Below are 23054 nucleotides of genomic sequence, written 5' to 3'. Positions count from 1 at the left end.
ACCCAGACCCATGAACACAAATGCCCTCTCCACCCTTCACGACCACCTGCTGACGGCACTGGCAACACCGCCCGCCGAAACCCGTCGCCTGTTCCACGGCCGTGGCCGCTGCTGGCCGGGGCTGGAGCAAGTGACCGTGGACTGGCTGCAAGGTGTGGTGCTGGTGGCGTTGTTCAAGGAGCCGGAAGCCGCGCAACTGGAGGATTTGAAGCAGTTGCTGATGACGATCACCCAATCGCCGCAGTGGGCACAATCCGGTGCGCATACGCTGTTGCTGCAACATCGCTACCTGCTGCAAAGCACCACCGAATGGCTGCTCGGCGACGTCATAGAAGAAATGACCATCACCGAAGGCGGGCTGCAATATCGCGTGGATCTGGGTCGCAAGCAGAACACCGGGCTGTTCCTCGACATGCGTTACGGTCGCGATTGGGTGCGGGCCAACGCCGAGGGGAAACGGGTGCTGAACCTGTTCGCCTACACCTGCGGTTTCTCGGTGGCGGCCATCGAAGGTGGCGCGACGCACGTGGTCAACCTCGACATGTCCAGCCCCGCCCTGAGCCGTGGTCGCGACAATCATCGACTTAATGGACATGACTTGGGCAAGGTCACTTTCCTCGGCCACGACCTGTTCAAGTCCTGGGGCAAGGTGATCGGCAAAGGCCCGTACGACCTGGTGATCATCGACCCGCCGTCATTCCAGAAAGGCAGTTTTTTGCTGACCAAGGACTACCAGCGCGTGCTGCGCCGCTTGCCGGAATTGCTCGCCGAAAACGGCACCGTGCTGGCCTGCATGAACGACCCGGCGTTCGGTGCCGACTTCCTGATCGACGGCGTCACCCGCGAGGCGCCGAGCCTGCGCTTTGAACAGCGGCTGGAGAATCCGCCGGAGTTTCCGGATGCCGATGTGGAGTGTGGGTTGAAGGCGTTGGTGTTTACGCTGGCGGGTTGAACACCAACGCAAACGTGAGCAAGCTCGCGATGACGGTGTATCAGTCAGTATCGATGTTGACTGATTCACCGCTATCGCGAGCTTGCTCGCTCCCACAGGGGGCTTGCTGCGTTGAATTGATCGTGGTCAAACCAACCGACCACGCACAAACTCGTTGGCCTTGTGCGTCAACTGATCCAGGTGTCGGTCCCGCTGTTTCTCCGCATCGACCATCGCCCGCTTGCCATGTTTTTGCAGCAAGTACGTGTGAATCTGTCGCACCTCCAGCGAGCTGTAGATCGGCGCCACATCCAGTAGCGCCGTCAAGCCGTCGCTGCCGTGATCGCGGGTGTTCATCAGCACCTGGGTCGCGCGCGCACCCACCACCTGGAAACCCATCGCCTCGAAATACGGCACCTTGGCCACAGCGCAGGTCAGTTCAGCGTGCGGGTAACGGCCAACCATCTCGCGCAGCATCCGGCGTGCAACGCCCTGGCGTCGATGCTCAGCCCGAACCGCCATGTACGCCACGCCGCAGGCCTCGGGATCGTCCTTGACCGGCAGGTACAGCAAGAAACCGATGACGTGTTCCGGATCATCCAGATCGGTGGCGACGATCAACTCCACATCAATCCCTTTCGCCCCGTTCAGCGCTTCCAGATACAGGTGCACCTCGTAGCCGATCGCGTACTGGTAGACGTTGTACAGCAGGTTGCTCGGAGGAATAGCGACCATGCTGATGTCGGTCAGGTTGTCGACCACCATCTGCAGGATCTGGCTGTTGATGTGCTCTGGGCACGGGGTTTTGAAGTGCGTGATCTGGGGCATTGCGGGGGTTGGCTCCGGAGGCGGGTTTGTTGCGGGCCTGCGTATCATAACGGCACATGGGTGCTGAATGTACCGGCCTCTTCGCGAGCGGGCTCGCTCCCACAGGAAATGCACTGTAGGAGCGAGCCCGCTCGCGATGGCGTCCGTCGCAATGGCGAAAATCAGAAGTCGTAAGTCATCTCGACCGACGCCACCCGCTCCTGCCCGTAATAGCAACCGAACGAGTAGTTGCAGTCCGACACGTACTCGCGATCGAAGATGTTCTGCACGTTCAGGCGGGTCTGCAAACCGCGCAGGTTCGGGTCGAGTTTGCCCATGTCGTAGCTGACGGTAGCGTCGTAGACGACCCACGACGGCACGTCGAACGAGTTGGCGGCATCACCCGGTTTGCGTCCGGTGTAGCGCGCGCCGGCACCGAAGGTCAGGCCATTGAGGGTGGCCTGGGTGAAGTGATAGTCGACCCACAACGACGCCGACACTGGTGACTGCGCTTCGTTGCGGTTGTCCTCGTTGCCCCAGGTGTCCTTGGTGTAGAACGAGTCCATGTAGCTGGCGGCAGCGAGGATATCGACGTTGTCGATACTGGATTTGACTTCCAGTTCGACGCCGCGCGAACGCATTTCGCCGCCTTGGGACATGTACTCCGGATAGTCATCGTCGCCGGTGAGTACGTTCTTCTGCTTGATCTCATACACCGACGCGGTAATCAGGGTTTTCTCGAACGGCTGGTACTTCACGCCCACTTCGTATTGCTGGCCCTCGGTCGGTTCGAAGGCCTTGCCGCCACGCTCGGGAGCGGCGGTACCCAGGGTCGGCAGGAAGGATTCGGAGTAGCTGACATACGGCGCCAGGCCGAAATCGGTGACATAGGTCAGGCCGATACGTCCGGTGAATTTGTTGTCGCGCTTGGATTCACGGGTCGACGCCAGCAAATCTTTGTTGTCGATTTCCGCCCAGTCCTGACGACCGCCGATGGTCAGGATCCACTGGTCCAGTTTGATCTGGTCCTGCAGGTACACGCCGGTCTGGCGCAGGGTGTTGTCCCACTGGGTGGTCAGCGTCGGCGTCACGCTGCTGGTGTCGTAGTTGTTCTTGCCGTACAGGTTGACCGGCAAGATATTATTGGCGTTGTAGCCATCGTACTTGCGGCTGAAATGCCGATAGTCCACGCCCATCAACGTGGTGTGTTCCAGGGCGCCGGTGTTGAATTTGTATTCCAGGTTGTTATCGATGGTGTAAGCGATGTTGTGCTGGTGCCAGTCGACCTTGGCGCGGTTGGCCCGGGTGTAATCGGTCACACCGTTTTCGGTGACGAAGCTGCGCAGATAGAAACCTTTGTAGCGGTCGCGCACGTCGGTGTAACGCGCGGTGGAACGGTACTTCAAGTCATCGGTGATGTTGTGGCTGAAGTCGTAGCCGAAGACGTACTGGTCACGTTTGTAATCGTTGAAATGGGTATCGCCGGAGAAGAAATCGCGGTTGATTCGTTCGCCGTTGGGACCACGATCCAGCGAGCCGATTCTTGGCAGCGACTGATAATCCGGTATGCCGTCATCGCGCTGGACCTGCGCCAGCAGGGTCAGGAAGGTGTCCTCGGTCGGCGCCCAGGTCAGGCTCGGCGCCAGCAGCATGCGTTCGCTGCTGTTGTGTTCGACTTGTTCGCCACCCTTGTCGGCGACGCCGATCAGGCGATAGGTGAACTGTTTCTGCTCGTCGATCGGGCCACTGGTGTCGAAGGCGCCGTTGACCCGGTCGTAACTGCCCGCCCCCAGTTTGATCTGGCTGCGCTGTTCGGTGGTCGGGCGCTTGGAGACCATATTGATCAGGCCGCCCGGCTGGTTCTGTCCGTAGAGCACCGACGACGGGCCCTTGAGCACTTCGATGCGCTCCAGAGTGTACGGGTCGATTTGCGGCGCGCCACCGAGGCTGCCCGCGTAAGGAATGTAGGCGCCATCGAAATACAACGGCGTCGGCGCGAAACCACGGCTGGTGATTTCATCGGCAATCGAGTTGCGGTCGGTGTAGCCGCTGGTATTAACCCCCGGCGTGTAACGCAGGGCCTGGGTCAGGTTGCGCGCGCCTTGGGCTTCGACCTGGTCGGCGGTGACCACGTTGATAGTCTGCGGGACCTCAAGGATCGGCGTATCGGTCTTGGTCCCGGTAGCGCTGCGGGTCGCGACGTAACCGTCCACCGGTCCGTAGGCCGATTCCACGGCAACCCCCGAAATGCTGGTAGCGCCCAACTGGATGGCCGCGCCCGCCCCTACGATCGGCAACAGCGAATAACTGCCATTGTCGTGACGCACCGCTTCGAGTTTGCTGCCGGCCAGCAACTGGCGCAGACCGGCATCAACCGAATAACGACCCCGTAATCCCGCCGTTTGCTGGCCGTTGGCAGAGGTCGGTTCGAAGGAAACGGTGACTCCGGCGGTGCCGGCGAACTGGGTCAATGCCGAGCCCAGGGGACCGGCCGGAATGTCGAATTCGGTTTCGCCCGTGGTTTGCGCCCAGGCCGGTTGCGCGACCACCGCCATGCCCAACGGGGCGGCCAGCGCCATACCGAGCAGTGCGGCATGCACGGCACGGCTCAAGGGTCTGACGGATGGTTGGGTAGAAATGCTCAGTCGGGAATTGCGAGGGGTCATGCGGTGTCCTTTCGCCCGTTAGTGGCAGTCAATGGCGGCGTCTATGTGCGCCTCTAACTACCAAGTCGAACGAGAATCGAAATCAATAACCCCCACGAAGATTTTTTTCGATCAATCACTCAGACTGGCTCCACACGGGTCCAGAAACGGCTGAAGCGACGTATGCGCACCGGCAAGGTCGAGGTCAGGTTGTCGAGGACCATGTCGGTGCTGCCCAGATGAAACGCGCCGGAAATCCGCAGCGCCGCCACCGCCGGATCACACCCCAGATGGCCGGGACGATAGCGCTGAAGTTCGCGGACAAAATCACCCAGGCGCCAGTCATTGACCACCAGCATGTCCCGGGTCCAGGCATCCGCTTGTGCGGCGGCTCGTTGCACGGCGTCGATGGCGTCGCGGCGAAAACTCAATTGCTGACCGGCGTCGACGCGCACCGCAGGGCCGGACACATCGGCACCGCGCACCTCGACCGCATGCTCCTGCACACTGACCAGGCTCTGCTCCGCGTCTCGCCGCACGACAAAACGAGTGCCCAGCGCGCGGATACTGCCTTCGGCGGTGTGGACCACGAAGGGGCGCGCCAACGCGTCGGGCGCCGTTTCAATCTGGATTTCGCCTTCGAGCAAACGGATTTCGCGCAGGGTCGCGCTGTAGCGAATATCCACCGCCGTAGCCGTGTTGAGCTGCAACTGGCTGCCGTCGTCGAGTCGTACGCGGCGACGTTCGCCGGTGCCGGTGCGCTGGTCAGCCATCAAGGTCGGCAATGAGGTGGTGTTCCAGGCCAATGTCCCTGCCCCGCCCGCCATCAACAGAATCGACAAGACCTTGAGCACATCGCGGCGTTTGGCGCGGGCACTGGCCAGCGTCGGACGGGCGACGCCGGGAGTGACTTGCCCGAGTCTGTCCTGCAAGCGCACAAGACGCTCCCATGCCTGCACATGTCGAGGGTCGCGCTCCAGCCAACGCCGATGCGCTTCGCGAACGGCGTCGTCCGGCACCTCGCCGCGCAATTCGACATACCAGCGAGCGGCGGCTTCGAGGGTCGCGTAGTCCAGCGGTTGCGCCTGGGCCACGGTTCAGTCCTCGATCAGCAACAGGCAGTGCGTGAGGGCGCGCACCGCGTGTTTCTTGACCGTGGTCACCGAGACGTTCATGCGCCGGCCGATCTCGACATAGCTCAGGCCATCGAGTTGGGCCAACAGGAAAATCTCGCGGGTTCGCTCACCCAGGCCGTCCAGCAAACGATCGATTTCCATCAGGGTTTCGATGATCAGCGAGCGGGTTTCCGGCGAGACCGCCACTGGCTCCGGGATGTTGGCCAACGTTTCCAGATAGGCCTGCTCCAGCGCCCGCCGACGGAACATGTCGATCATCAGGCTGCGGGCAATGGTGCTGAGGTAAGCGCGGGGTTCGCGCAATTCCTGAACCTTGCGTTGGGTGAGGACGCGAATAAAAGTGTCTTGGGCCAGATCCGCTGCGCTGTGGTTGCAACCCAGCCGTTTGCGCAGCCAGCCACACAACCAACTGTGGTGTTCCTCGTAAAGCGTGTGCACGGCGTGTTGCAGCGAGAGGTCGGCGGAGGACATGGAAAAGGCCCGAAACAAATTTATTTGATAATGACTCTCATTTTCTTCCAAGCCAATACACTTTGGCAAGACCACCCCACCATTGGTGACAGTAACCCAATGAAATAATGGGGCTTCCCCCGCAAATGCGGAATTTGCCCCACCCGTTTCCGTAAGCGCGCAGAAACAATCTGAAACAACTTGTTAATTCATTAGCACTTTTCTCCCGGCCCGAGTGATGGCCCAACAGTTGCACTTCCCCCACTACCGCAGCAGCTGTCGCTCCCGAAGGAGATGGCGGGTTTCGCCTATTTGGCATGACGCGAGGGGAAAAAAATGAAACGTGCAACACCACAACACAGTTCACCCAGCTATTGGCGCATGTCCGGGCTCGCCTCAGCGATGCTGATGACCTTGGCCACCGCCAATGCCGTACCACTCGATGATGTCAGCGAGCCGCCACCAACAGACCCCTCGGCCTACACTCCTCTGCCTGCCGATCCGGTGGCCGCGGCAGCAGCGCTGGAAGCCTTGAAAGGCTTGCCGGAAGCCAACCAGGGCGCGATTGCACTGCCCAACGGCGTGTTTGGCGATCGCGACACGCCGCGTGCCGATAACGTACTGCCGCCGAGCCTGCAGACCTCGTTCAATTACCCCACCAACGGCAAACCCAGCCCGTTGTTCGGGGCGCTACCGTTCACCCAGCAACTGTTGCTGTTCGAGGAATTCGGTACGGAGAAACTCGACCCGACCCTTCCGGCACCGCCGCTGACATTCCCGGTACCCACTGTCGGCCCGGCGCCACAACAAGACCCGGACAACGTCGCCCGCAGCGGGCCGTCCGCCACAGCGCTGGAAGCCTTCATGCGCCAACCCGGGTTGTACCCGTTTCCGTCACAGTTCTCCAACGTACTGGACCGTAACCCGTGGAAGGCGCAGATCGAAACCTTCCTCAACCGCCATCCCGTCGGCTCGCCCGCCGAGGGGCGTCCGCCAGGAAAGGGTTGGTCGCATCAACGCTGGAACGAGTTCTACCCACAGGTCGCCTTCAAGACTGTGCAAGCGGGCGCCAAACTCAACGGCGGCATGCGCGACCGCCGGCAACTGCACAACTACGCCGTCGGTGAGTTCGGGCCAGGCGGGCTGTACTACCAGACCTCGGACATCCCGACCACCCTCGGCACCACCAAAGGCATCGACACCCGTTTCCACCCCAACTTCCCGATCCAGAACCACAACGCGCTGTGGACCTTCGACGGCACCTTTCCGCCAAAACTGTTGATGGTGCGCTACGGTCAACCGGTGCTGATGCGCCACTACAACGCCCTGCCGATCGACCCGGCGGCCAACATGGGTTTTGGCTTGCACACCATCACCACTCACGAACACAACGGCCACTCCCCTGCCGAAAGCGACGGTTATGCCAGTGCGTTTTTCTTTCCGGGCCAGTACTACGACTATCGCTGGCCGGTCCAACTGGCCGGTTACGACACCATCAACACCACCGCAACCGACCCACGCGCGGCATTCCCCTGCTCACCGGGTGAAACCCTGTTCGTCAACGATGCCAACCCAGGCCTGAAGACCTGCGACAACGGCAGCATCAAGATCCGTGGTGACTGGCGCGAAACCATGAGCACTCACTGGTTCCACGACCATATGCTCGATTTCACCGCACAGAATGTCTACAAGGGCAACGCGGTGATGATGAACTACTACAGCGCCCTGGATCGTGGCAACGAAGCGATCGAGGACGGCGTCAACCTGCGCCTGCCCAGCGGCAGCGCCATGCCGTGGGGCAACCGTGACTACGACGTCAACCTGGTGGTGGCCGACAAGGCCTGGGATCAGAACGGCCAGTTGTGGTTCAACCCGTTCAACACCGACGGCTTTCTCGGCGACCAGATCCTGGTCAACTGGCAGTACGAGCCGCGCCTGAAAGTACGGGCGCGCAGCTATCGCTTCCGGATTCTCAACGGTTCGGTATCGCGCTACTTGAGGATTGCCCTGGTGCGTGAAGTGACCGGTAATGGCGGCGAATTTCCGGGGCCTTCAGGTTCCGGTGTGTCTTACACCCGCGTACCGTTCCACATGATCGGCAACGACGGCAATCTGATGGAACATGCGGTGCCGTTCGACGGCAGCATGGACCTGGACGCCGACGGCGATAAGCAGAACCACAACGCGATCCTGCCGACCCAGGGCATCGCCGAACGCTTCGATATCATCGTCAATTTCGCGAAAAACGGGATCAAGACCGGCGATAAGCTGTACTTCGTCAACCTGATGGAACACAAGACCGGCAAGGGTCCGGAGAAGAACGGCCTGAGCCTGGCCGACGTGCTGTCCGAGAAGTACAAGGCGGTGATCAAGCAAGGCAGCAAAGGCCCGGAATGGGACAAGGGTGACCCGACGGTGGGTAAATTCATGCAAATGGTGGTTCAGCCTTACACCGGCACCGACGTAAGCATGAACCCCGCCGACTATGAGCCCGCCAAACCAGGCAAGGCCGCCGGTAAAACCATGATCCCGCTGACCCTCGATCGTGACGATCCGCAGGCCCAGGCCAAGCTCAAACTGGCGCGGCACCGCGAGTTCATTTTCGGTCGTTCCGACGGTACCGATGAAGCCCCCTGGACCATCAAGACCGACGGCGGTTTTGGCTACAACATGGACCCACGCCGCATCAGTGCCGCACCGCAATTGGCCAACGGCCCGACCGATGCCGGGTTCTCCGGCGACGGCACGCTGGAAGTGTGGAAAATCAAGAACGGCGGCAACGGCTGGAACCACCCGGTGCATGTGCATTTCGAGGAAGGCATCATCCTCAGCCGCGACGGCAAGGCGCCGCCGGTGTGGGAACAAGGGGCGCGCAAGGATGTATATCGCATCGGCGAAGGTATCGACAGCTCGGTGGATGTGGAAATGGCGATCCGCTTCCGTGAGTTCGCAGGGACCTACATGGAGCACTGCCACAACACTCAGCATGAGGACTCTTCGATGCTGTTGCGTTGGGATATCGAGCATCCGGGTCAGTTCCAGTTGATGCCTACGCCACTGCCCGGCTGGGATGGGGTCACCTACGTCAACTCCGCCGCACTGCCGACCTTCCGCAGCGGCGATGCTAAAGGCAATGATGACGACGATGACGATGACGACGAAGGCGAAGTCGATAACAAGAAACCGATTGCCAACGCCGACAGCGCCGTCAGCAGCAATGGCCAACCGGTCACCATCAACGTCCTGGCCAACGACACCGACCCAGATGGCAACGTGCCGCTCAAAGTGGTGGGCCTGGCCCAACCGGACTCCGGTCAGGGCACGGTCAGCACCGACGGCGTCCGCGTGATCTACACGCCACCGGCCACCGTCACGGCGCCGTTCACCGCGACGTTCACCTATCAGGCCAGCGACGCCAAAAACGCGGTCTCGGAACCGGCAACGGTCTCCGTGGCGGTCACAGGGGCAGCGGTCAACGAAGACCTGGTGGTCACCAGCGCCTCCGTCACCGTGCGCAGCAACAACCGCTACACCTGGGACCTGGCGGGCACCACGTCACGCGGCACCGGCAATACACTGACGGTGACCGCGACCACCACCGCTGGCCCGCTCAGCCTCGGCAACGCGACCCTCACGCCAACCGGCACCGGAGCGCGCTGGAGGGTGTCGGTGAGTACGACCGGCGCCGGCCCGACACCGAGCCCGACGGTAACCATACGTTCAGCCTTCGGGCAGGCGGTGACCGTGCCGATCACAGCAAAGTAACAGGAGATTGATTAACGCCCGGTTCATGCCATGTGAACCGGGCGTTGGTCGTTCCTTGTGTTGATGGTCAAGCCGCTATCGCGAGCAAGCTTGAGATCAACCTATTTTGTTCAGCGGCTTGTAAGTCCCCGCCAAATACACGTCCACATGATTTTTCGGCCGATACGTTCCCGAAGCGACCACCCGCTGCTGTACGCTGTCATCGAAACACTCCTGGCCGAATGGCGTCTTGCCGATAGGCCGGAAATAGCGGGCGTTCAACAATCGATACGTGCCACCGAGGAAGTCCTTGTAGGAGTCAGTGATATCGGACAGTGCGTTTGACTGTCGGGGGAGTTTCTTCGGGTTCAGCTCCAGCCCGCAATCCATGGCTTTATTGGCCATCCACCGCAGCGGAACATCCGACAGATTGTTATCGGCGTAACCGCCCCCCACATTGGCATGCGCCCCGCAAAACCAGACCTGTTCCATCACCTGATTGGGCTTGGCAATCGGGTCCCACAGCGTGCATTCGTAATTGGCCCGATGCTCATCGATGGCGAGCGCATGGAAGGCATTGCGTACGATCCCGCTGAGTTCGGTGTCGTGAAATTCGTAATATTTGTGGTTGAACCACTCAGCCGATTTGAACGGCACACCCAGCGCTCCCACCGTGTCCCAGACACCCAGAAAATGGATGTCGATTTCCCGGGAGTAAGTCTGGCGGAAGAACCGGGCGTTCTCCGTATCTGCGCTTGAATCGCGGGTGCGGTACAAGGTGTAAGCCTCATCGATGCGATCGATGTGCTTTTTCGTCAGCAGCCCGACATTGCGGATCAAACCCACCAGGCTTCGCGCGGAATAGGCCCCGCGGCTGAAACCGAAAATGAAAACCTGATCGCCCTCTTCATAATTTTTGGCCAGCGCGACGTAGCCTTCCTTGATTTTCTTCGACAGGCCGACCCCGAATGCCCCACCCTCGAGTTTGTCGTACCAGTCGGTGCCCACGCCGGTGACATAGATTTTCTTCTGCACCGTCCCGTCCTTCTGGCTGGACAGAATCGCGTCATGGAGCTTGACCACGTTGGTGCTGGCGTCGCCATCGATCTCCGGCGCCTGATCAGGCAAGTTCCAGGTGCCGTCGAATGCGACGATGATTTTTTTTGGCATGTTCATCTCCCTGCAAATTTGACTGCCCATGCACGCCCGCTAGCGCTGCGGCGCAACCATCCGAAACTGGATATTGATGTCATTGGAAACAAAGCTGTCGGCCCACTCACCCTCCCCGATCTTGAAATCGTTGCGCTTGAGCGTCAGCTCGCCAACGAAGATAGCGATGCCGCCTTCGGCCTTGAGCAGGACCGGCACCTCCACTTCCCGGGTCAGCCCCCGCAGCGTAAGGTTGCCGGTAATCATGTAACGGTTGTTGGCGAGGTCTTTGAATTGAGTCGATTCAAATTTCGCCTGCGGATAGGCAGCCGTATCGAACCAGGCGGGTTTGGGCAGTTCGGTCCTGGCGTCTTCGCTGTCGACATCGATGCTGGCAAGGTCGATGGTGAGCATCGCGTGAGCGTCTTCGGGACGCGCAGTATCAAAATAGAGGGTCCCCTCGAACTTGCTGAACGTGCCGTACACCCGCGCCCCCATCTGATCGAATGTAAAGCTGATCTTGCTGGCGGTCGGATTCACCTCCGCGTACTCGACCGCATAGGCGCTGGATGAACCGCCAATCGCGAGGACGGCTACCAGTACGGTGAATCGAAAGAATCGAGAGCTCATGCGACTCTCCGGGCCGAAGCCCCTCAGGGATTGAGGTGTCAAACGCACCGTGGACTAAAGCAAACAATCGCGGTTTATTCCAGCAGACAAAAAAAGCCGCCGTATAAACGGCTCGCGACAATCAGCCGCCCTCTTTCAGCCACGCCCGTTGCAACAGATCCATGACTTCGCTATCCGACGTCTGGGAGAAATCCATGTACCAATGACCGATCGACATCATCCAATCAGGCATCAGCGGGCAGACCAGCTCATCCACTTCGCTGCGCAACGCCTCGGCGGTTTCAATCGGCGCCACCGGCACGGCGACGACAATGCGCGACGGCGCATGCACCCGCGCGGCGTGGATCGCCGCCAGCATGGAGGCGCCGGTCGCCAGGCCGTCGTCGACCAGAATCACCACCTGATCCTTGAGTTGCAGCGGCGGCCGATTACCGCGATACACCTGCTCACGGCGCAGCAATTCCTTGCTTTCCCGGGCGACCACGACATCGAACTCGGCTTTATCAATGGGGTGCGCCCTTAGCGCCTGCTCATTGAGAATCTGGATGCCGCCACTGGCAATCGCGCCCATGGCGAACTCCTGATGCGACGGCACCCCAAGCTTGCGCACCAGCATCAAGTCCAGGCGTACGCCAAGCGCCGTGGCCACTTCATAGGCCACCGGCACCCCGCCACGGGGCAAGGCCAGGACGATAACGTCAGATCGATGGGCGTATTGAAGCAGCGGTTCCACCAGCCGCCGCCCGGCGGCGGCGCGGTTTTGCAGGATGGTTTGCGATGCGGGGCTCATTTGAAAACCTCCCCAGGCGATAACGCCTGTTGGTTAACCCTATCCCCCCTGAATTGTCGGTCTGAGGTTGACTGTCATCAAGCGCCGTGAACATCACCTACACCAACCGCTCAATCTTCTGATGCTGCCAAACCAACTTGTAATACAGCGTCTGCAACGCCAGCATCCCCAGATACGCCACTGGAAACGCCATCCACACCCCTTGCAACCCGAACCGCGCATCCAGCAGATAAGCCACCGGCAACTGCACACACACCACGCACACAATCGAAATCGCCACCGGCACCATCACCGTGCCGCTGGCGCGCATGATCCCGCCGATGATCGCCTGGAAGCCGAACACCAACAGGCTCCAGAGCATGATGTGCAACAGGTGCTCAGCCATGTTCAACGTCGACTCTTCGGTGAGGAAAGACGCCAGCAACCAGCTCGACAACATGTAGCCAAGCACAATCAACCCACCGGTCAGGCACACGTTGATCATCAACCCGGTCTTCAAAATCGGCCCGATGCGCTCAATGCGCCCTGCCCCGATCGCCTGCGCCCCGAGGATCGACGCCGTGATCGCAATCGACAGCGCCGGGAACTGCACGTAATTGACGATCTGCGTCACCGCGCCGTATGCCGCCGTCGCCTGGGACCCGTGCTGGTTCACCAGCGCCAGAATCACCAGTTCCGACAGCGATAACACCACCATCTGCAACCCGGTAGGCAAACCGATACGCAACACCTTGCCGAGAATCGCCCAGTCCAGTTTCATCGCCGCAAAAAACTCACGATCCGGCGCCAATGGATGGCCGCGACGAATCAAACGCCACGCCAGCCACCCCATCGCCACCAGGTTGCCGGCCAACCCGGCAAACGCCGCACTCTGAATCCCCAGCGGCGGCAACCCCAACCACCCGCGAATCAACGCCGGCGTCAGCGCCAGGCCGATAGCGGTCGACACCACCAGCGCCAACAACGGCGACAACGTATCGCTTACCCCGCGCAGCAACTGGGTGAACAACACAAACACCAACAGCGACGGCATGAACCACAACATTACATGGGCATACGCCACCGCATCGTCCAGCACATCCCCCGGCGTCCCTAGCCCCACCAGCGAAGCCCGCGCAAATACACTCCCCACCACCGCCGCCACCAACCCGATCAACAACCCCAACATCAACGTCGCCCCGGCAATCGCCTTGACCAAATGCGTCTCCCGCGCACCCCACGCCTGCCCGATCAACACACCCGCGCCAGCCCCCAGACCGATGACCAGGGCGATGAAGAAAAACACGATGGGAAACATGCCGGACACGGCCGCCAGCGCTTGAGTGCCGAGCATCTGGCCGATGTAGATGCTGTTAACGGTGCCAGACATGGACTGCAGAAAGTTCGACAGGACCATCGGGGCGAGGAAAAGCAGGTAGATTTTCCAGAGTGGGCGTTGGGGTTGCGCTGGGGTTTGCATTGGGTGGAGGTCCATCTCGACGGCGTGAGGGCTGATGAAGGATAGCTTCGGTGAGTTACGGGCGGGGGGCAATGAACATTTCGGGATGGTGTTTAAGCCAATCTTCGAGGTGTAAGTCCTGATAAAGGCTTGCAGTGATGGGGTGGTTATCAGTACTGGAGCCAGAGCCATTGGACTACACCGCATATCCGGTTAGTCTTGCCAGCACCACAGTGCTGAAACTCTATGGGAACTTGCTCGGGTGATCAAACCGATAGTGATACTGCGTCGCCGTTTCGCCTCCATCCGTTGGCGCACACGGGTGACGCTCTGGGCTGCCGCCACCTTGGCGGGGCTACTTGTCGTGATGTTTGCCCGGTTGGCCGACCTGGCGCTGATGCAATTTTCGCAACAGACCGCCGAGCGGCCCTGGTTGCCGTTTATTTACACGCCTTTGGTCGGCATGTTGGTGGTGTGGCTGACCTCCCGTTTTTTTGTCGGCTCCCAAGGCAGCGGCATTCCCCAGGTGATCGCCGCTACGCGCTTGGCGCATCAAGGCAAACCCGTCGACAAACTGGTGTCGCTTCGGATTGCCTTCGCCAAGATAGGCCTTGGCACGCTGGCGCTGACGGGTGGTTTTTCCGCTGGGCGCGAAGGGCCGTCGGTACAGGTCGCGGCCTCGATCATGCATTTTTTCCACCGTTACCTTCCCAACGCGCGAATCATCCGCAGCGAGGACCTCATTCTGGCCGGAGGGGCAGCAGGCATCGCGGCAGCATTCAATACGCCATTGGCCGGTGTGGCCTTTGCTGTAGAGGAACTGGGGCGCAAACTGGAGACCCGCACCAGCGGGGTCTTGCTCAGCACGATCATCTTATCGGGGATGGTTGCCATTGCTTTGCAAGGCAACTACAACTATTTCGGTCATTTCGATATTCGTGAGATTGGTCTGGATATCATCGTCCCGGTGGTGGTGACCGGGATTGGCTGCGGGCTGTTGGGCGGACTGTTCAGCCGGATGTTACTGTGGCCCCAGCGCTATCATCGATTCGTTCTCTGGGAATGGCGTCGCGCACATCCCGTCTGGTTTGCTGGTGCGTGTGGAATGATCGTGGCGGTATTGGGCTGGTTGAGTGGCGGCATGTCATTCGGCAGCGGTTACGGGATCACGTCTCAGATCATCGTGTCTGATGTCGGCCTGCCATGGCATGCACCGATCACCCGTTTTCTCGCGACGGTGGTTACTTACTTCTCCGGTATCCCAGGCGGCATTTTTGCCCCCTCCCTCGCCGTCGGTGCCGCTGTAGGTGCTAACGTCGCGGAGTACTTTAGCCTGGCGGCACAGCCGATCATTGCCCTGTGCATGGTCGGTTTTCTGGCGGCTGTAACACAGTCCCCGATCACCTCCGCGATCATCGTAATGGAGATGATCGACAGCCACGGGATGGTCATCAGCCTCATGGCCGTCGCATTGATTGCCAAAGCGGTCAGCGCACGGATGGGGCCCGAGTTGTATCAGCAATTGGCTCGCGGCTTTCTGCAATCGTCGGACACTGATGCCGTAACGCAAAAAACACATCAATAGGTTGTTTGAGTACACCCGTGTTCGGGTTGAATCGCCCTTAAACTCGGAGGTGCATCTGAATGACAACTTTTGGCTGTGGATTCAACCCGTAGCTGCCATTGAGTAACGGCAGAGTTCGGCCAGAAGCGGCACCTCACGTTCAACTGAACCCCTGTTACGACCGGGCTCACAGCGCTTGCTCAGGAGCCGCGTTTATCTTGAATTAATTGCCCATCACCCCGCCTCAACCTGGTTCGACTTGCGGGTTTCCAGTATTGGCGGCAGGCCGCTCTCAAGTGGTTTAGAACAGCGCTCCCTTACCCCGTCGATGCATTGCGTGCATAGGCGTATCCTTGGCTGCAGAGTAAACTTCGCTCCTGGCCTATCAGAGCAATTCATTTTTATATTGGGAATTACTGTGTCCAAACCTATTGAGGATAATGCGTCCCTCGAGTCCTTTTCGCTCGAAAGCCCCTCCCCGCTATATGCACGGGTCAAGCAAATCATCATGCAGAAGATTCGCTCCGGTGCGTGGCTACCCAATTCCAAACTGCCCTCTGAAAGTGAACTGCTGAATTTGCTCGGTGTGAGTCGCATGACCATCAACCGAGCGCTGCGAGAACTGACCATTGAAGGTGCGCTGGTGCGTATGCAGGGTGTAGGCACTTTTGTAGCCGAACCAAAAGGCCATGCAGCGCTCTTCGAGATCCATAACATTGCGGAAGAAATTGCGGCTCGAGGTCATGAGCATCGCTGTGAAGTGGTCGTGCTTGAAGAGATGCCTGAACGGGCGCGAGCTTCGATGCCCTTTCCCCTCGAGGGGGTCAAGCGGTTGTTCCATTCGGTTGTCGTGCATCACGAAAATGACGTGCCGGTGCAGATCGAGGAGCGCTTCGTCAATGCCGAGGTCGCACCTGCCTATCTGCAGCAAGACTTTACCAAGGTCACGCCTTACGCCTATCTGATTCAACTGGCGCCGCTGACCGAAGGCGAACACGTGGTCGAGTCGATTCTCGCCAAATCTGCCGAGTGCAAGCTTCTGCAGATTAAACGCTATGAACCGTGCCTGCTGATTCGCCGTCGTACGTGGGCGGCAATGGGTCAAGTAGGTTGCGCACGCTTGGTTTATCCAGGTTCGCGCTATCGCCTCGAAGGCAAGTTCGGCAACTGAGTCACAGATCGAGCGGCCCCCGCCTGCCGCTCGATAGCGCACCACCCTCCTTCTAAGCTGTTACCCGTGCCGACCCGATTGGCAGAATGGTGACACACCTAAAGCGACGCGTGAAAAAGTGTTACATAACGCACATAGATCCTGACTGCTCATCATAGAATTGCAACAACATTTTCATCCACCCCGACCACCCATGAATTCTCAGATAGATTTTAACTATTTGATTTAATTCAATTTTATTAATTTATCAATTTTCACTTGGCTCTCATCAGGCGTATTTGGCCCTTCACTTGCATTCACTTGTACATACAGGTTGATATAAGCAATCACATGCATCATAAGTGCGGCGACAAACCGCTCACCCCTGAATGAGGAGATAACCATGACCACCAAGACCACTCGCCTGCGTGATGTCGAAATCCGCGCTGCCCGCGGTAACAAGCTGACCGCCAAGAGCTGGCTGACCGAAGCGCCGCTGCGCATGCTGATGAACAACCTCGACCCGGAAGTCGCCGAGAACCCCAAAGAACTGGTGGTTTACGGTGGTATCGGTCGTGCGGCACGTAACTGGGAATGCTACGACAAGATCGTTGAAAGCCTGACCCACCTGAACGACGACGAGACCCTGCTGGTGCAATCCGGCAAGCCGGTCGGCGTGTTCAAGACTCACGCCAACGCACCACGCGTACTGATCGCCAACTCCAACCTGGTGCCACACTGGGCGAGCTGGGAACACTTCAACGAACTCGACGCCAAAGGCCTGGCCATGTACGGCCAGATGACCGCCGGCAGCTGGATCTACATCGGCAGCCAGGGCATCGTCCAGGGCACCTATGAAACCTTCGTCGAAGCCGGCCGCCAACATTACAACGATGACCTGAAAGGCAAGTGGGTACTGACCGCTGGCCTGGGCGGCATGGGTGGCGCTCAACCACTGGCAGCAACCCTGGCCGGCGCTTGCTCGCTGAACATTGAATGCCAGCAGAGCCGCATCGACTTCCGCCTGAGCAGCCGCTATGTCGATGAACAAGCCATCGACCTCGACGACGCGCTGACGCGTCTCGACAAATACACCAAGGAAGGCAAGGCGATTTCCATTGCCCTGTTGGGTAATGCCGCTGAAATCCTGCCGGAACTGGTTCGTCGCGGTGTTCGCCCGGACATGGTGACCGACCAGACCAGCGCCCACGACCCGCTCAACGGCTACCTGCCGGCCGGCTGGACCTGGGAGCAGTATCGCGACCGCGCTGTCACCGATCCGGCAATGGTGGTCAAAGCCGCCAAGCAATCGATGGCCGTGCACGTCAAAGCGATGCTGGACTTCCAGAAAATGGGCGTGCCGACCTTCGACTACGGCAACAACATCCGTCAGATGGCCCAGGAAGAAGGCGTGGAAAACGCATTCGACTTCCCTGGCTTCGTTCCAGCCTACATCCGTCCACTGTTCTGCCGTGGTATCGGCCCGTTCCGTTGGGCTGCGCTGTCGGGCAACGCTGAAGACATCTACAAAACCGACGCCAAGGTCAAAGAGCTGATCCCGGACGACGCCCATCTGCACAACTGGCTGGACATGGCCCGCGAGCGCATCAGCTTCCAGGGTCTGCCGGCACGTATCTGCTGGGTCGGCCTGGGCCTGCGCGCCAAGCTGGGTCTGGCATTTAACGAAATGGTGCGCAGCGGTGAGTTGTCGGCGCCTATCGTGATCGGACGTGACCACCTGGACTCCGGTTCGGTCGCCAGTCCGAACCGCGAAACCGAATCCATGCAGGACGGTTCCGATGCCGTGTCCGACTGGCCACTGCTCAACGCCTTGCTCAACACCGCGAGCGGCGCGACCTGGGTTTCCCTGCACCACGGCGGTGGCGTCGGCATGGGCTTCTCCCAGCACTCGGGCATGGTGATTGTCTGCGACGGTACTGACGAAGCGGCCGAGCGTATCGCTCGTGTGCTGCACAACGACCCCGCCACCGGTGTCATGCGTCACGCCGATGCCGGTTACCAGATCGCGATCGATTGTGCCAAGGAACAAGGCCTCAACCTGCCGATGATCGGCAACGTCTAAGCCCCGGAATCGAGGAGTCTGCACCATGAGCAGCAGTCCGTTTACCCAACAACTCCAAGGCATTCGCGTGCTTGATCTGAGCCGCGTTCTGGCCGGTCCGCATTGCACGGCCATGCTCGCCGACCTCGGCGCCGACGTCATTAAATTCGAAGTCCCTGACCACGGCGATGACAGCCGTCACCTGGGCCCCTTCAAGGATGGCGAGAGCGTCTATTTCGGCCTGATCAATCGCGGCAAGCGCAGTGTCGAAATGGACTTCAAGTCCACTGCTGATCGTGCCCGGCTCTATGAGCTGGTCCGTGAGGCAGACGTCGTCGTGGAAAACTTTCGTCCCGGCGTGACACGTCGCCTGGGTATCGACTTCGACACCCTCAAGCAATACAACCCGAGGCTGATCTACGCGAGCATTTCCGGTTTCGGCCAGCATGGTCCGCTGTCGGCTAACCCGGCCTATGACATCGTCGCCCAGGCCATGTCGGGGCTAATGAGCGTCACAGGTTTTGCAGAGACAGGCCCGACACGCAGTGGCGAAGCCATCGGCGATCTTTGCGCCGGTGTTTATGCAGCCTGGGCCATCAGCTCCGCGCTATTCGCTCGCGAACGGCATGCCCCCGGTGCCCAGTACATCGACGTCGCCATGTTCGATGTGTTGTTCAGCCTGCAAATGACCGGTCTGTCCAATCTCCTCGCCAATGGCGTTGCGCCTGGGCTGGTGGGCAACCGCCATCCGGTTTCAACTCCCTTTGACACCTACCGCGCCGCCGACGGCCAGGTGGTCATCGCCGTGGCGAGCAACAAGCTCTTCCAACGGTTATGCGAATGCCTGGGCAAGCCAGCACTTGGCAGCGACCCACGCTTTGCCGATGACCCGCAACGCACACTCAACGAGCCGGCGCTACGCGCCGAAATCGAAGTCTGGACACAGCAAATGAGCGTTGAGCAGGTCTGCGACATCCTGCTCGAGGCGGGCGTGCCGTCCTCCCCGGTGTGGAATCTCGCCCAGGCCGCCAGCAGCGAACAGGCCCAGGTGCGACAGTTGCTGATTCACCCCGATGGCTCCGCGCAACCGTTGGTACCGCAACCGGTGTTCTTCAATGGTCGCAAACCCCATGCAGTCACCTGCGCCCCACGCCTCGGTGCCGACAACCATGCTTTCGGATTGAACAAAAAGGAGCTTTCCCATGAACTTTGAATTAGATCAGGTCGAATTGGCCGTTGTCGAAACCGCTGAAAAACTGGCTCGCGAGGTGATCCAGCCGCGCGCCCAGCATTACGACGAAACCGAGACATTCTGTGCCGAAAGCTTGCAGGCGTTGGCCGAGCTGGGTGGCATGGGTATCAATTTGCCCGAAGAGTACGGCGGACTGGGCATAGGCAGCTTGGCCATGAGCCGCGTCGTCGAAGCCGTGGCTGGCGCCTGCGCCTCCACTGCATCGGCGTTGACTGCGCATTTTCTGGCAACCGATTCGATCCTGATCGGCGGTACTGAAGAACAGAAGCAGGAGTGGCTGCCTCGCGCAGCGAGCGGTGAATTACTTGGAGCCTTTGCGCTGACGGAGCCGGCAGCAGGCTCCAACCCGGCCGACATGCGCTGTCGTGCGCAGCGTGAAGAGGGGGGATGGCGGGTGCGCGGCAGTAAGCACTACATCACCAATGCCCGCGAAGCAGGCTTCATTGTGCTCTATGCCAAGACCGACGCCGAAGCCGGCCACAAGGGCATCAGCGCCTTCATGATTCCCCAGGGTACCGCAGGGATCAGCTTCTCCAGCCCGGAAAAAACCATGGGGCTGCGTGGCAGCACGATCTATGAGCTGGCCCTGGACTGCTGGTTGCCCGAATCGGCATTGCTGGGCATCGAAGGTGCCGGCTTCAACACGGCCATGGCGGTGCTGGATCGCGGCCGCGTTGAAGTGGCGGCCATGTCCCTGGGGATCGCCAATGCGGCCCTGCAAGCGAGCTTGAACTGGGTTCGAGAACGCCAGATCGGTCCCAAGCCACTTGCCGCCTACCAAGGCACGCAGTGGCGTCTGGCCGACATGTATGCACAATTGGAAGGTGCCCGCATGCTGACCTGGAAAGCCGCCGCCCGCCGCGACAGCGGTGAACGATTCAGTCTGGATTCGGCCACCGCCAAACTGGTCGCCGCCGAATGCGCCGGTTTCATCACCGATGCAGCGCTCCAGCTCCATGGCGGTTATGGCTACATTCGCGATCTTCCACTGGAGCGTTACGTACGCGACGCTCGGATCCTGCGCATTTTCGAAGGCACGTCCGAAGTGCAGAAAATCATCATTTCACGAAGCTTGCTCGACGCCCAGCGCTGATCGAGCGAAAACCCGGGCCTGTTCAACAGGCCCTCCCCTGAGTCACTCCCCACGAGAAGGCTGTCGTACGGTACGACGCCCGAGAGGAACTGCCATGTCCGCCACCAAAGAAAGTGCGCAGCGCAAGACGTATATAGAACGGCGATCCATCGATTACATACCTGAGTCCGAGCGCCATGGCCGGCTGCTCAGTCAATTCACCCTGTGGTTCGGCGCCAACCTTCAAGTCACTGCGATCGTCACTGGCGCGCTGGCTGTCGTGTTGGGCGGCGATGTGTTCTGGTCGCTGATTGGCTTGTTGACAGGGCAGTTGCTGGGTGGCGCGATCATGGCACTGCATGCTGCTCAGGGACCTCAATTGGGCCTGCCGCAAATGATCTCCAGTCGCGTGCAATTCGGCGTGTACGGCGCCGTTATTCCTATTGTCCTGGTCTGCCTGATGTACGTGGGCTTTTCTGCCAGTGGCTCGGTACTTGCGGGCCAGGCCATCAGTCAACTGGTCAACGTCAGTGACGCCGCTGGCATCCTGATTTTCGCGGCGATGATCGTTGTGCTCACAGCGCTGGGCTATCGGACTATCCATTTGATCGGACGCCTGTCGAGCCTGATTGGCGTGGTGTCTTTCTTCTACTTGTTCTACCGCTTGCTGTCAGCTCACGACATCAACGAGCTGCTTGAAAATCGACACTTTTCAATGGCCAGTTTTCTTTTGGCGATATCACTCTCGGCTTCCTGGCAGATCGCATTCGGCCCCTATGTCGCTGACTATTCGCGCTACCTGCCGAGAAAAACATCAGCCTGGAAAACCTTTTTGGCTGTGGGCCTGGGCTCAGTGATCGGCACTCAAATCTCCATGGTCTTCGGTGTATTCGTCGCCGCCCTGGCCGGTGACCGGTTTGCCGGCCACGAGGTGTCCTACATCGTCGGCATGGGGGCCAGCGGCGTCGTTGCGTCACTGCTGTTTTTCAGTATCGTGTTCGGCAAGGTGACCATTACCACGCTCAACGCCTACGGTAGTTTCATGTCGCTGGCTACGATCATCAGCGGATTCAGAGGCAACCAGGAAATTTCCAGAACCGTGCGATTGATCTACATCCTGGTCATGGTCGGACTCGCCACTGCACTGGCTCTGCTGGGGAGGCATTCTTTCCTTCATGACTTCTCAGCGTTCATCCTGTTCCTGCTGGCTTTTTTCACACCCTGGAGCGCCATCAACCTGGTTGACTTTTATCTGGTCACCAAGGAGCGCTATGACATCCCCGCCCTCTCTGATCCGGAGGGTCGATACGGACGCTGGAATGTCGCCAGCATAGCGGTCTACGCCCTCGGCGTAGTGATTCAGATGCCCTTCATTGCCACCAGTTTCTACACCGGCCCCTTGGTTGAGACCTTGGGCGGGACGGACATTTCGTGGTTGATCGGCCTAACCGTACCAGCCCTCATTTACTACTGGGTCGCGCGTAACTCGACGCAACGGATTCCCGCGCAGCTGATTCTTCCGGAAGAAGCCAATCCAGCCTGATCACACATTCACTCAGGGCGGTCCAGCAGGACCGTCACTGCACTTCTCTCAACGCAGAGCGCCTGACCTCCTATGCTAGCCGCAAACACACCGAAGCCCCCCGCCCCGAGTGCCCGCGACCGCCTGCTCGATGTTGCGCTGGAACTCTTTGCAACGCGCGGCTACCAGGCCATCGGCCTGCGTGACCTGGCCGGCCAGTTGGGGCTGCATGCCGGCTCGCTGTACAACCATATCGAGAGCAAACAAAGCCTGTTGTTCGAACTGATCGAAGGCGCGGTCTCCGACCTGCTGGCCGGTACCCAGCGCCGCATGCGTGGAGCCCGGACGCACCGCGACCGTCTTCAGCGCTTTGTGCACGCATTTGTGGTGTTCAACCTGAACGAGAAACATCGGCTAATGCTGGTGACACGAGAGTTCATCAACCTCAGCGATGAGCAACAACAGGAGATCAATCAGCTGAAGAGCCGCTACGCCACCCTGCTGAAGGCCATCGTTTCCGCCGAGTGCGGCGAAACTGGCTGCATCAGTGACCGCACAGGCCTGATCACAGAGGCCGTCATCGGCATGCTTTACGGACAGTCCCTCTGGCAAAGCATTGACGTCCCGCAACAAAAACTCACGGATGCCCTGACTCACTTTGCCCTGGGCATCATTGCCTGCAGCAGAGACTCGGCGCTCAAGGCATAAGCAC

General features: G+C 59.8%; 17 protein-coding genes. 9 read left to right on the top strand and 8 right to left on the bottom strand.

Features of this window, described 5'->3' with window-relative positions:
* Positions 1 to 10 precede the first annotated feature (10 nt).
* Positions 11 to 952: a class I SAM-dependent methyltransferase gene (locus ACNYC6_RS26915; protein WP_419709948.1), complete on the top strand. Its 942-nt coding sequence runs from the start codon at positions 11 to 13 to the stop codon at positions 950 to 952.
* 126 nt (positions 953 to 1078) lie between these two features.
* On the opposite strand, the gene ACNYC6_RS26910 is transcribed toward ACNYC6_RS26915, so the two are convergent.
* The 4 genes from ACNYC6_RS26910 to ACNYC6_RS26895 form a co-directional block, all read right to left on the bottom strand.
* Positions 1079 to 1759, bottom strand: a complete 681-nt coding sequence (locus ACNYC6_RS26910; protein ID WP_419709947.1) for a GNAT family N-acetyltransferase — start codon at positions 1757 to 1759, stop codon at positions 1079 to 1081.
* 161 nt (positions 1760 to 1920) lie between these two features.
* The gene (locus tag ACNYC6_RS26905; RefSeq protein ID WP_419709946.1) at positions 1921 to 4404 is read right to left on the bottom strand and encodes a TonB-dependent siderophore receptor; all 2484 of its coding nucleotides are present in this window, start codon (positions 4402 to 4404) and stop codon (positions 1921 to 1923) included.
* 119 nt (positions 4405 to 4523) lie between these two features.
* On the bottom strand, positions 4524 to 5477 hold the full coding sequence (locus ACNYC6_RS26900) for a FecR domain-containing protein (protein ID WP_419709945.1): 954 nt from the start codon (positions 5475 to 5477) through the stop codon (positions 4524 to 4526).
* A gap of 3 nt (positions 5478 to 5480) precedes the next feature.
* The gene (locus ACNYC6_RS26895) at positions 5481 to 5990 is read right to left on the bottom strand and encodes a sigma-70 family RNA polymerase sigma factor (RefSeq protein WP_419709944.1); all 510 of its coding nucleotides are present in this window, start codon (positions 5988 to 5990) and stop codon (positions 5481 to 5483) included.
* Between the two features lie 360 nt (positions 5991 to 6350).
* On the opposite strand from ACNYC6_RS26895, the gene ACNYC6_RS26890 reads away from it, so the two are divergent.
* A complete protein-coding gene (locus ACNYC6_RS26890) occupies positions 6351 to 9734 on the top strand; it encodes an Ig-like domain-containing protein (RefSeq protein WP_419713018.1) in 3384 nt (1127 codons plus the stop codon).
* Between the two features lie 96 nt (positions 9735 to 9830).
* On the opposite strand, the gene ACNYC6_RS26885 is transcribed toward ACNYC6_RS26890, so the two are convergent.
* The 4 genes from ACNYC6_RS26885 to ACNYC6_RS26870 form a co-directional block, all read right to left on the bottom strand.
* Positions 9831 to 10883 (bottom strand): DUF2235 domain-containing protein, encoded by a 1053-nt coding sequence (locus tag ACNYC6_RS26885; protein WP_419709943.1) that lies wholly within the window; start codon positions 10881 to 10883, stop codon positions 9831 to 9833.
* A 39-nt stretch (positions 10884 to 10922) separates the two neighbouring features.
* Positions 10923 to 11492 (bottom strand): YceI family protein, encoded by a 570-nt coding sequence (locus tag ACNYC6_RS26880; protein ID WP_419709942.1) that lies wholly within the window; start codon positions 11490 to 11492, stop codon positions 10923 to 10925.
* A 121-nt stretch (positions 11493 to 11613) separates the two neighbouring features.
* The gene (locus ACNYC6_RS26875; protein ID WP_419709941.1) at positions 11614 to 12282 is read right to left on the bottom strand and encodes a phosphoribosyltransferase; all 669 of its coding nucleotides are present in this window, start codon (positions 12280 to 12282) and stop codon (positions 11614 to 11616) included.
* A 97-nt stretch (positions 12283 to 12379) separates the two neighbouring features.
* Complete coding sequence (locus ACNYC6_RS26870) at positions 12380 to 13741, bottom strand: MATE family efflux transporter (protein ID WP_419709940.1); 1362 nt, start codon at positions 13739 to 13741, stop codon at positions 12380 to 12382.
* Between the two features lie 241 nt (positions 13742 to 13982).
* Here ACNYC6_RS26870 and ACNYC6_RS26865 point away from each other — a divergent pair, with 241 nt between their 5' ends.
* From ACNYC6_RS26865 to ACNYC6_RS26835, 7 genes are all read left to right on the top strand, one after another.
* Entirely contained in the window at positions 13983 to 15305 is a 1323-nt protein-coding gene (locus tag ACNYC6_RS26865; RefSeq protein WP_419709939.1) for a chloride channel protein, read from the top strand.
* Positions 15306 to 15702: 397 nt separating this feature from the next.
* Positions 15703 to 16455: a histidine utilization repressor gene (gene hutC / locus ACNYC6_RS26860; RefSeq protein WP_419709938.1), complete on the top strand. Its 753-nt coding sequence runs from the start codon at positions 15703 to 15705 to the stop codon at positions 16453 to 16455.
* Positions 16456 to 16837: 382 nt separating this feature from the next.
* Positions 16838 to 18517, top strand: a complete 1680-nt coding sequence (hutU, locus tag ACNYC6_RS26855) for a urocanate hydratase (protein WP_419709937.1) — start codon at positions 16838 to 16840, stop codon at positions 18515 to 18517.
* 112 nt (positions 18518 to 18629) lie between these two features.
* A complete protein-coding gene (locus ACNYC6_RS26850; protein ID WP_419709936.1) occupies positions 18630 to 19709 on the top strand; it encodes a CaiB/BaiF CoA transferase family protein in 1080 nt (359 codons plus the stop codon).
* Positions 19699 to 20841: an acyl-CoA dehydrogenase family protein gene (locus ACNYC6_RS26845; RefSeq protein ID WP_419709935.1), complete on the top strand. Its 1143-nt coding sequence runs from the start codon at positions 19699 to 19701 to the stop codon at positions 20839 to 20841. The genes ACNYC6_RS26850 and ACNYC6_RS26845 overlap by 11 nt, the downstream gene beginning before the upstream one ends.
* Before the next feature lie 94 nt (positions 20842 to 20935).
* Positions 20936 to 22363, top strand: coding sequence for a purine-cytosine permease family protein (locus tag ACNYC6_RS26840; RefSeq protein ID WP_419709934.1), 1428 nt, complete (start codon positions 20936 to 20938; stop codon positions 22361 to 22363).
* A 72-nt stretch (positions 22364 to 22435) separates the two neighbouring features.
* Positions 22436 to 23050: a TetR/AcrR family transcriptional regulator gene (locus tag ACNYC6_RS26835; RefSeq protein WP_419709933.1), complete on the top strand. Its 615-nt coding sequence runs from the start codon at positions 22436 to 22438 to the stop codon at positions 23048 to 23050.
* Positions 23051 to 23054 lie beyond the last annotated feature (4 nt).

Origin of the sequence: Pseudomonas sp. NFX224 (assembly GCF_048565165.1) — a bacterium.
Taxonomy (GTDB): domain Bacteria; phylum Pseudomonadota; class Gammaproteobacteria; order Pseudomonadales; family Pseudomonadaceae; genus Aquipseudomonas.
The sequence above is the reverse complement of the archived record's forward strand: the minus strand, read 5'-3'. Positions and strand labels throughout refer to the sequence as shown.

Bases quoted from the DNA above. Each gene is read 5' to 3' on its own strand.
- ACNYC6_RS26915 (WP_419709948.1), top strand. From the start codon at position 11: ATGAACACAAATGCCCTCTCCACCCTTCACGACCACCTGCTGACGGCA.
- ACNYC6_RS26910 (WP_419709947.1), bottom strand. From the start codon at position 1,759: ATGCCCCAGATCACGCACTTCAAAACCCCGTGCCCAGAGCACATCAAC.
- ACNYC6_RS26905 (WP_419709946.1), bottom strand. From the start codon at position 4,404: ATGACCCCTCGCAATTCCCGACTGAGCATTTCTACCCAACCATCCGTC.
- ACNYC6_RS26895 (WP_419709944.1), bottom strand. From the start codon at position 5,990: ATGTCCTCCGCCGACCTCTCGCTGCAACACGCCGTGCACACGCTTTAC.
- ACNYC6_RS26890 (WP_419713018.1), top strand. From the start codon at position 6,351: ATGTCCGGGCTCGCCTCAGCGATGCTGATGACCTTGGCCACCGCCAAT.
- ACNYC6_RS26885 (WP_419709943.1), bottom strand. From the start codon at position 10,883: ATGCCAAAAAAAATCATCGTCGCATTCGACGGCACCTGGAACTTGCCT.
- ACNYC6_RS26880 (WP_419709942.1), bottom strand. From the start codon at position 11,492: ATGAGCTCTCGATTCTTTCGATTCACCGTACTGGTAGCCGTCCTCGCG.
- ACNYC6_RS26875 (WP_419709941.1), bottom strand. From the start codon at position 12,282: ATGAGCCCCGCATCGCAAACCATCCTGCAAAACCGCGCCGCCGCCGGG.
- ACNYC6_RS26870 (WP_419709940.1), bottom strand. From the start codon at position 13,741: ATGCAAACCCCAGCGCAACCCCAACGCCCACTCTGGAAAATCTACCTG.
- hutU (WP_419709937.1), top strand. From the start codon at position 16,838: ATGACCACCAAGACCACTCGCCTGCGTGATGTCGAAATCCGCGCTGCC.
- ACNYC6_RS26850 (WP_419709936.1), top strand. From the start codon at position 18,630: ATGCTCGCCGACCTCGGCGCCGACGTCATTAAATTCGAAGTCCCTGAC.
- ACNYC6_RS26845 (WP_419709935.1), top strand. From the start codon at position 19,699: ATGAACTTTGAATTAGATCAGGTCGAATTGGCCGTTGTCGAAACCGCT.
- ACNYC6_RS26840 (WP_419709934.1), top strand. From the start codon at position 20,936: ATGTCCGCCACCAAAGAAAGTGCGCAGCGCAAGACGTATATAGAACGG.
- ACNYC6_RS26835 (WP_419709933.1), top strand. From the start codon at position 22,436: ATGCTAGCCGCAAACACACCGAAGCCCCCCGCCCCGAGTGCCCGCGAC.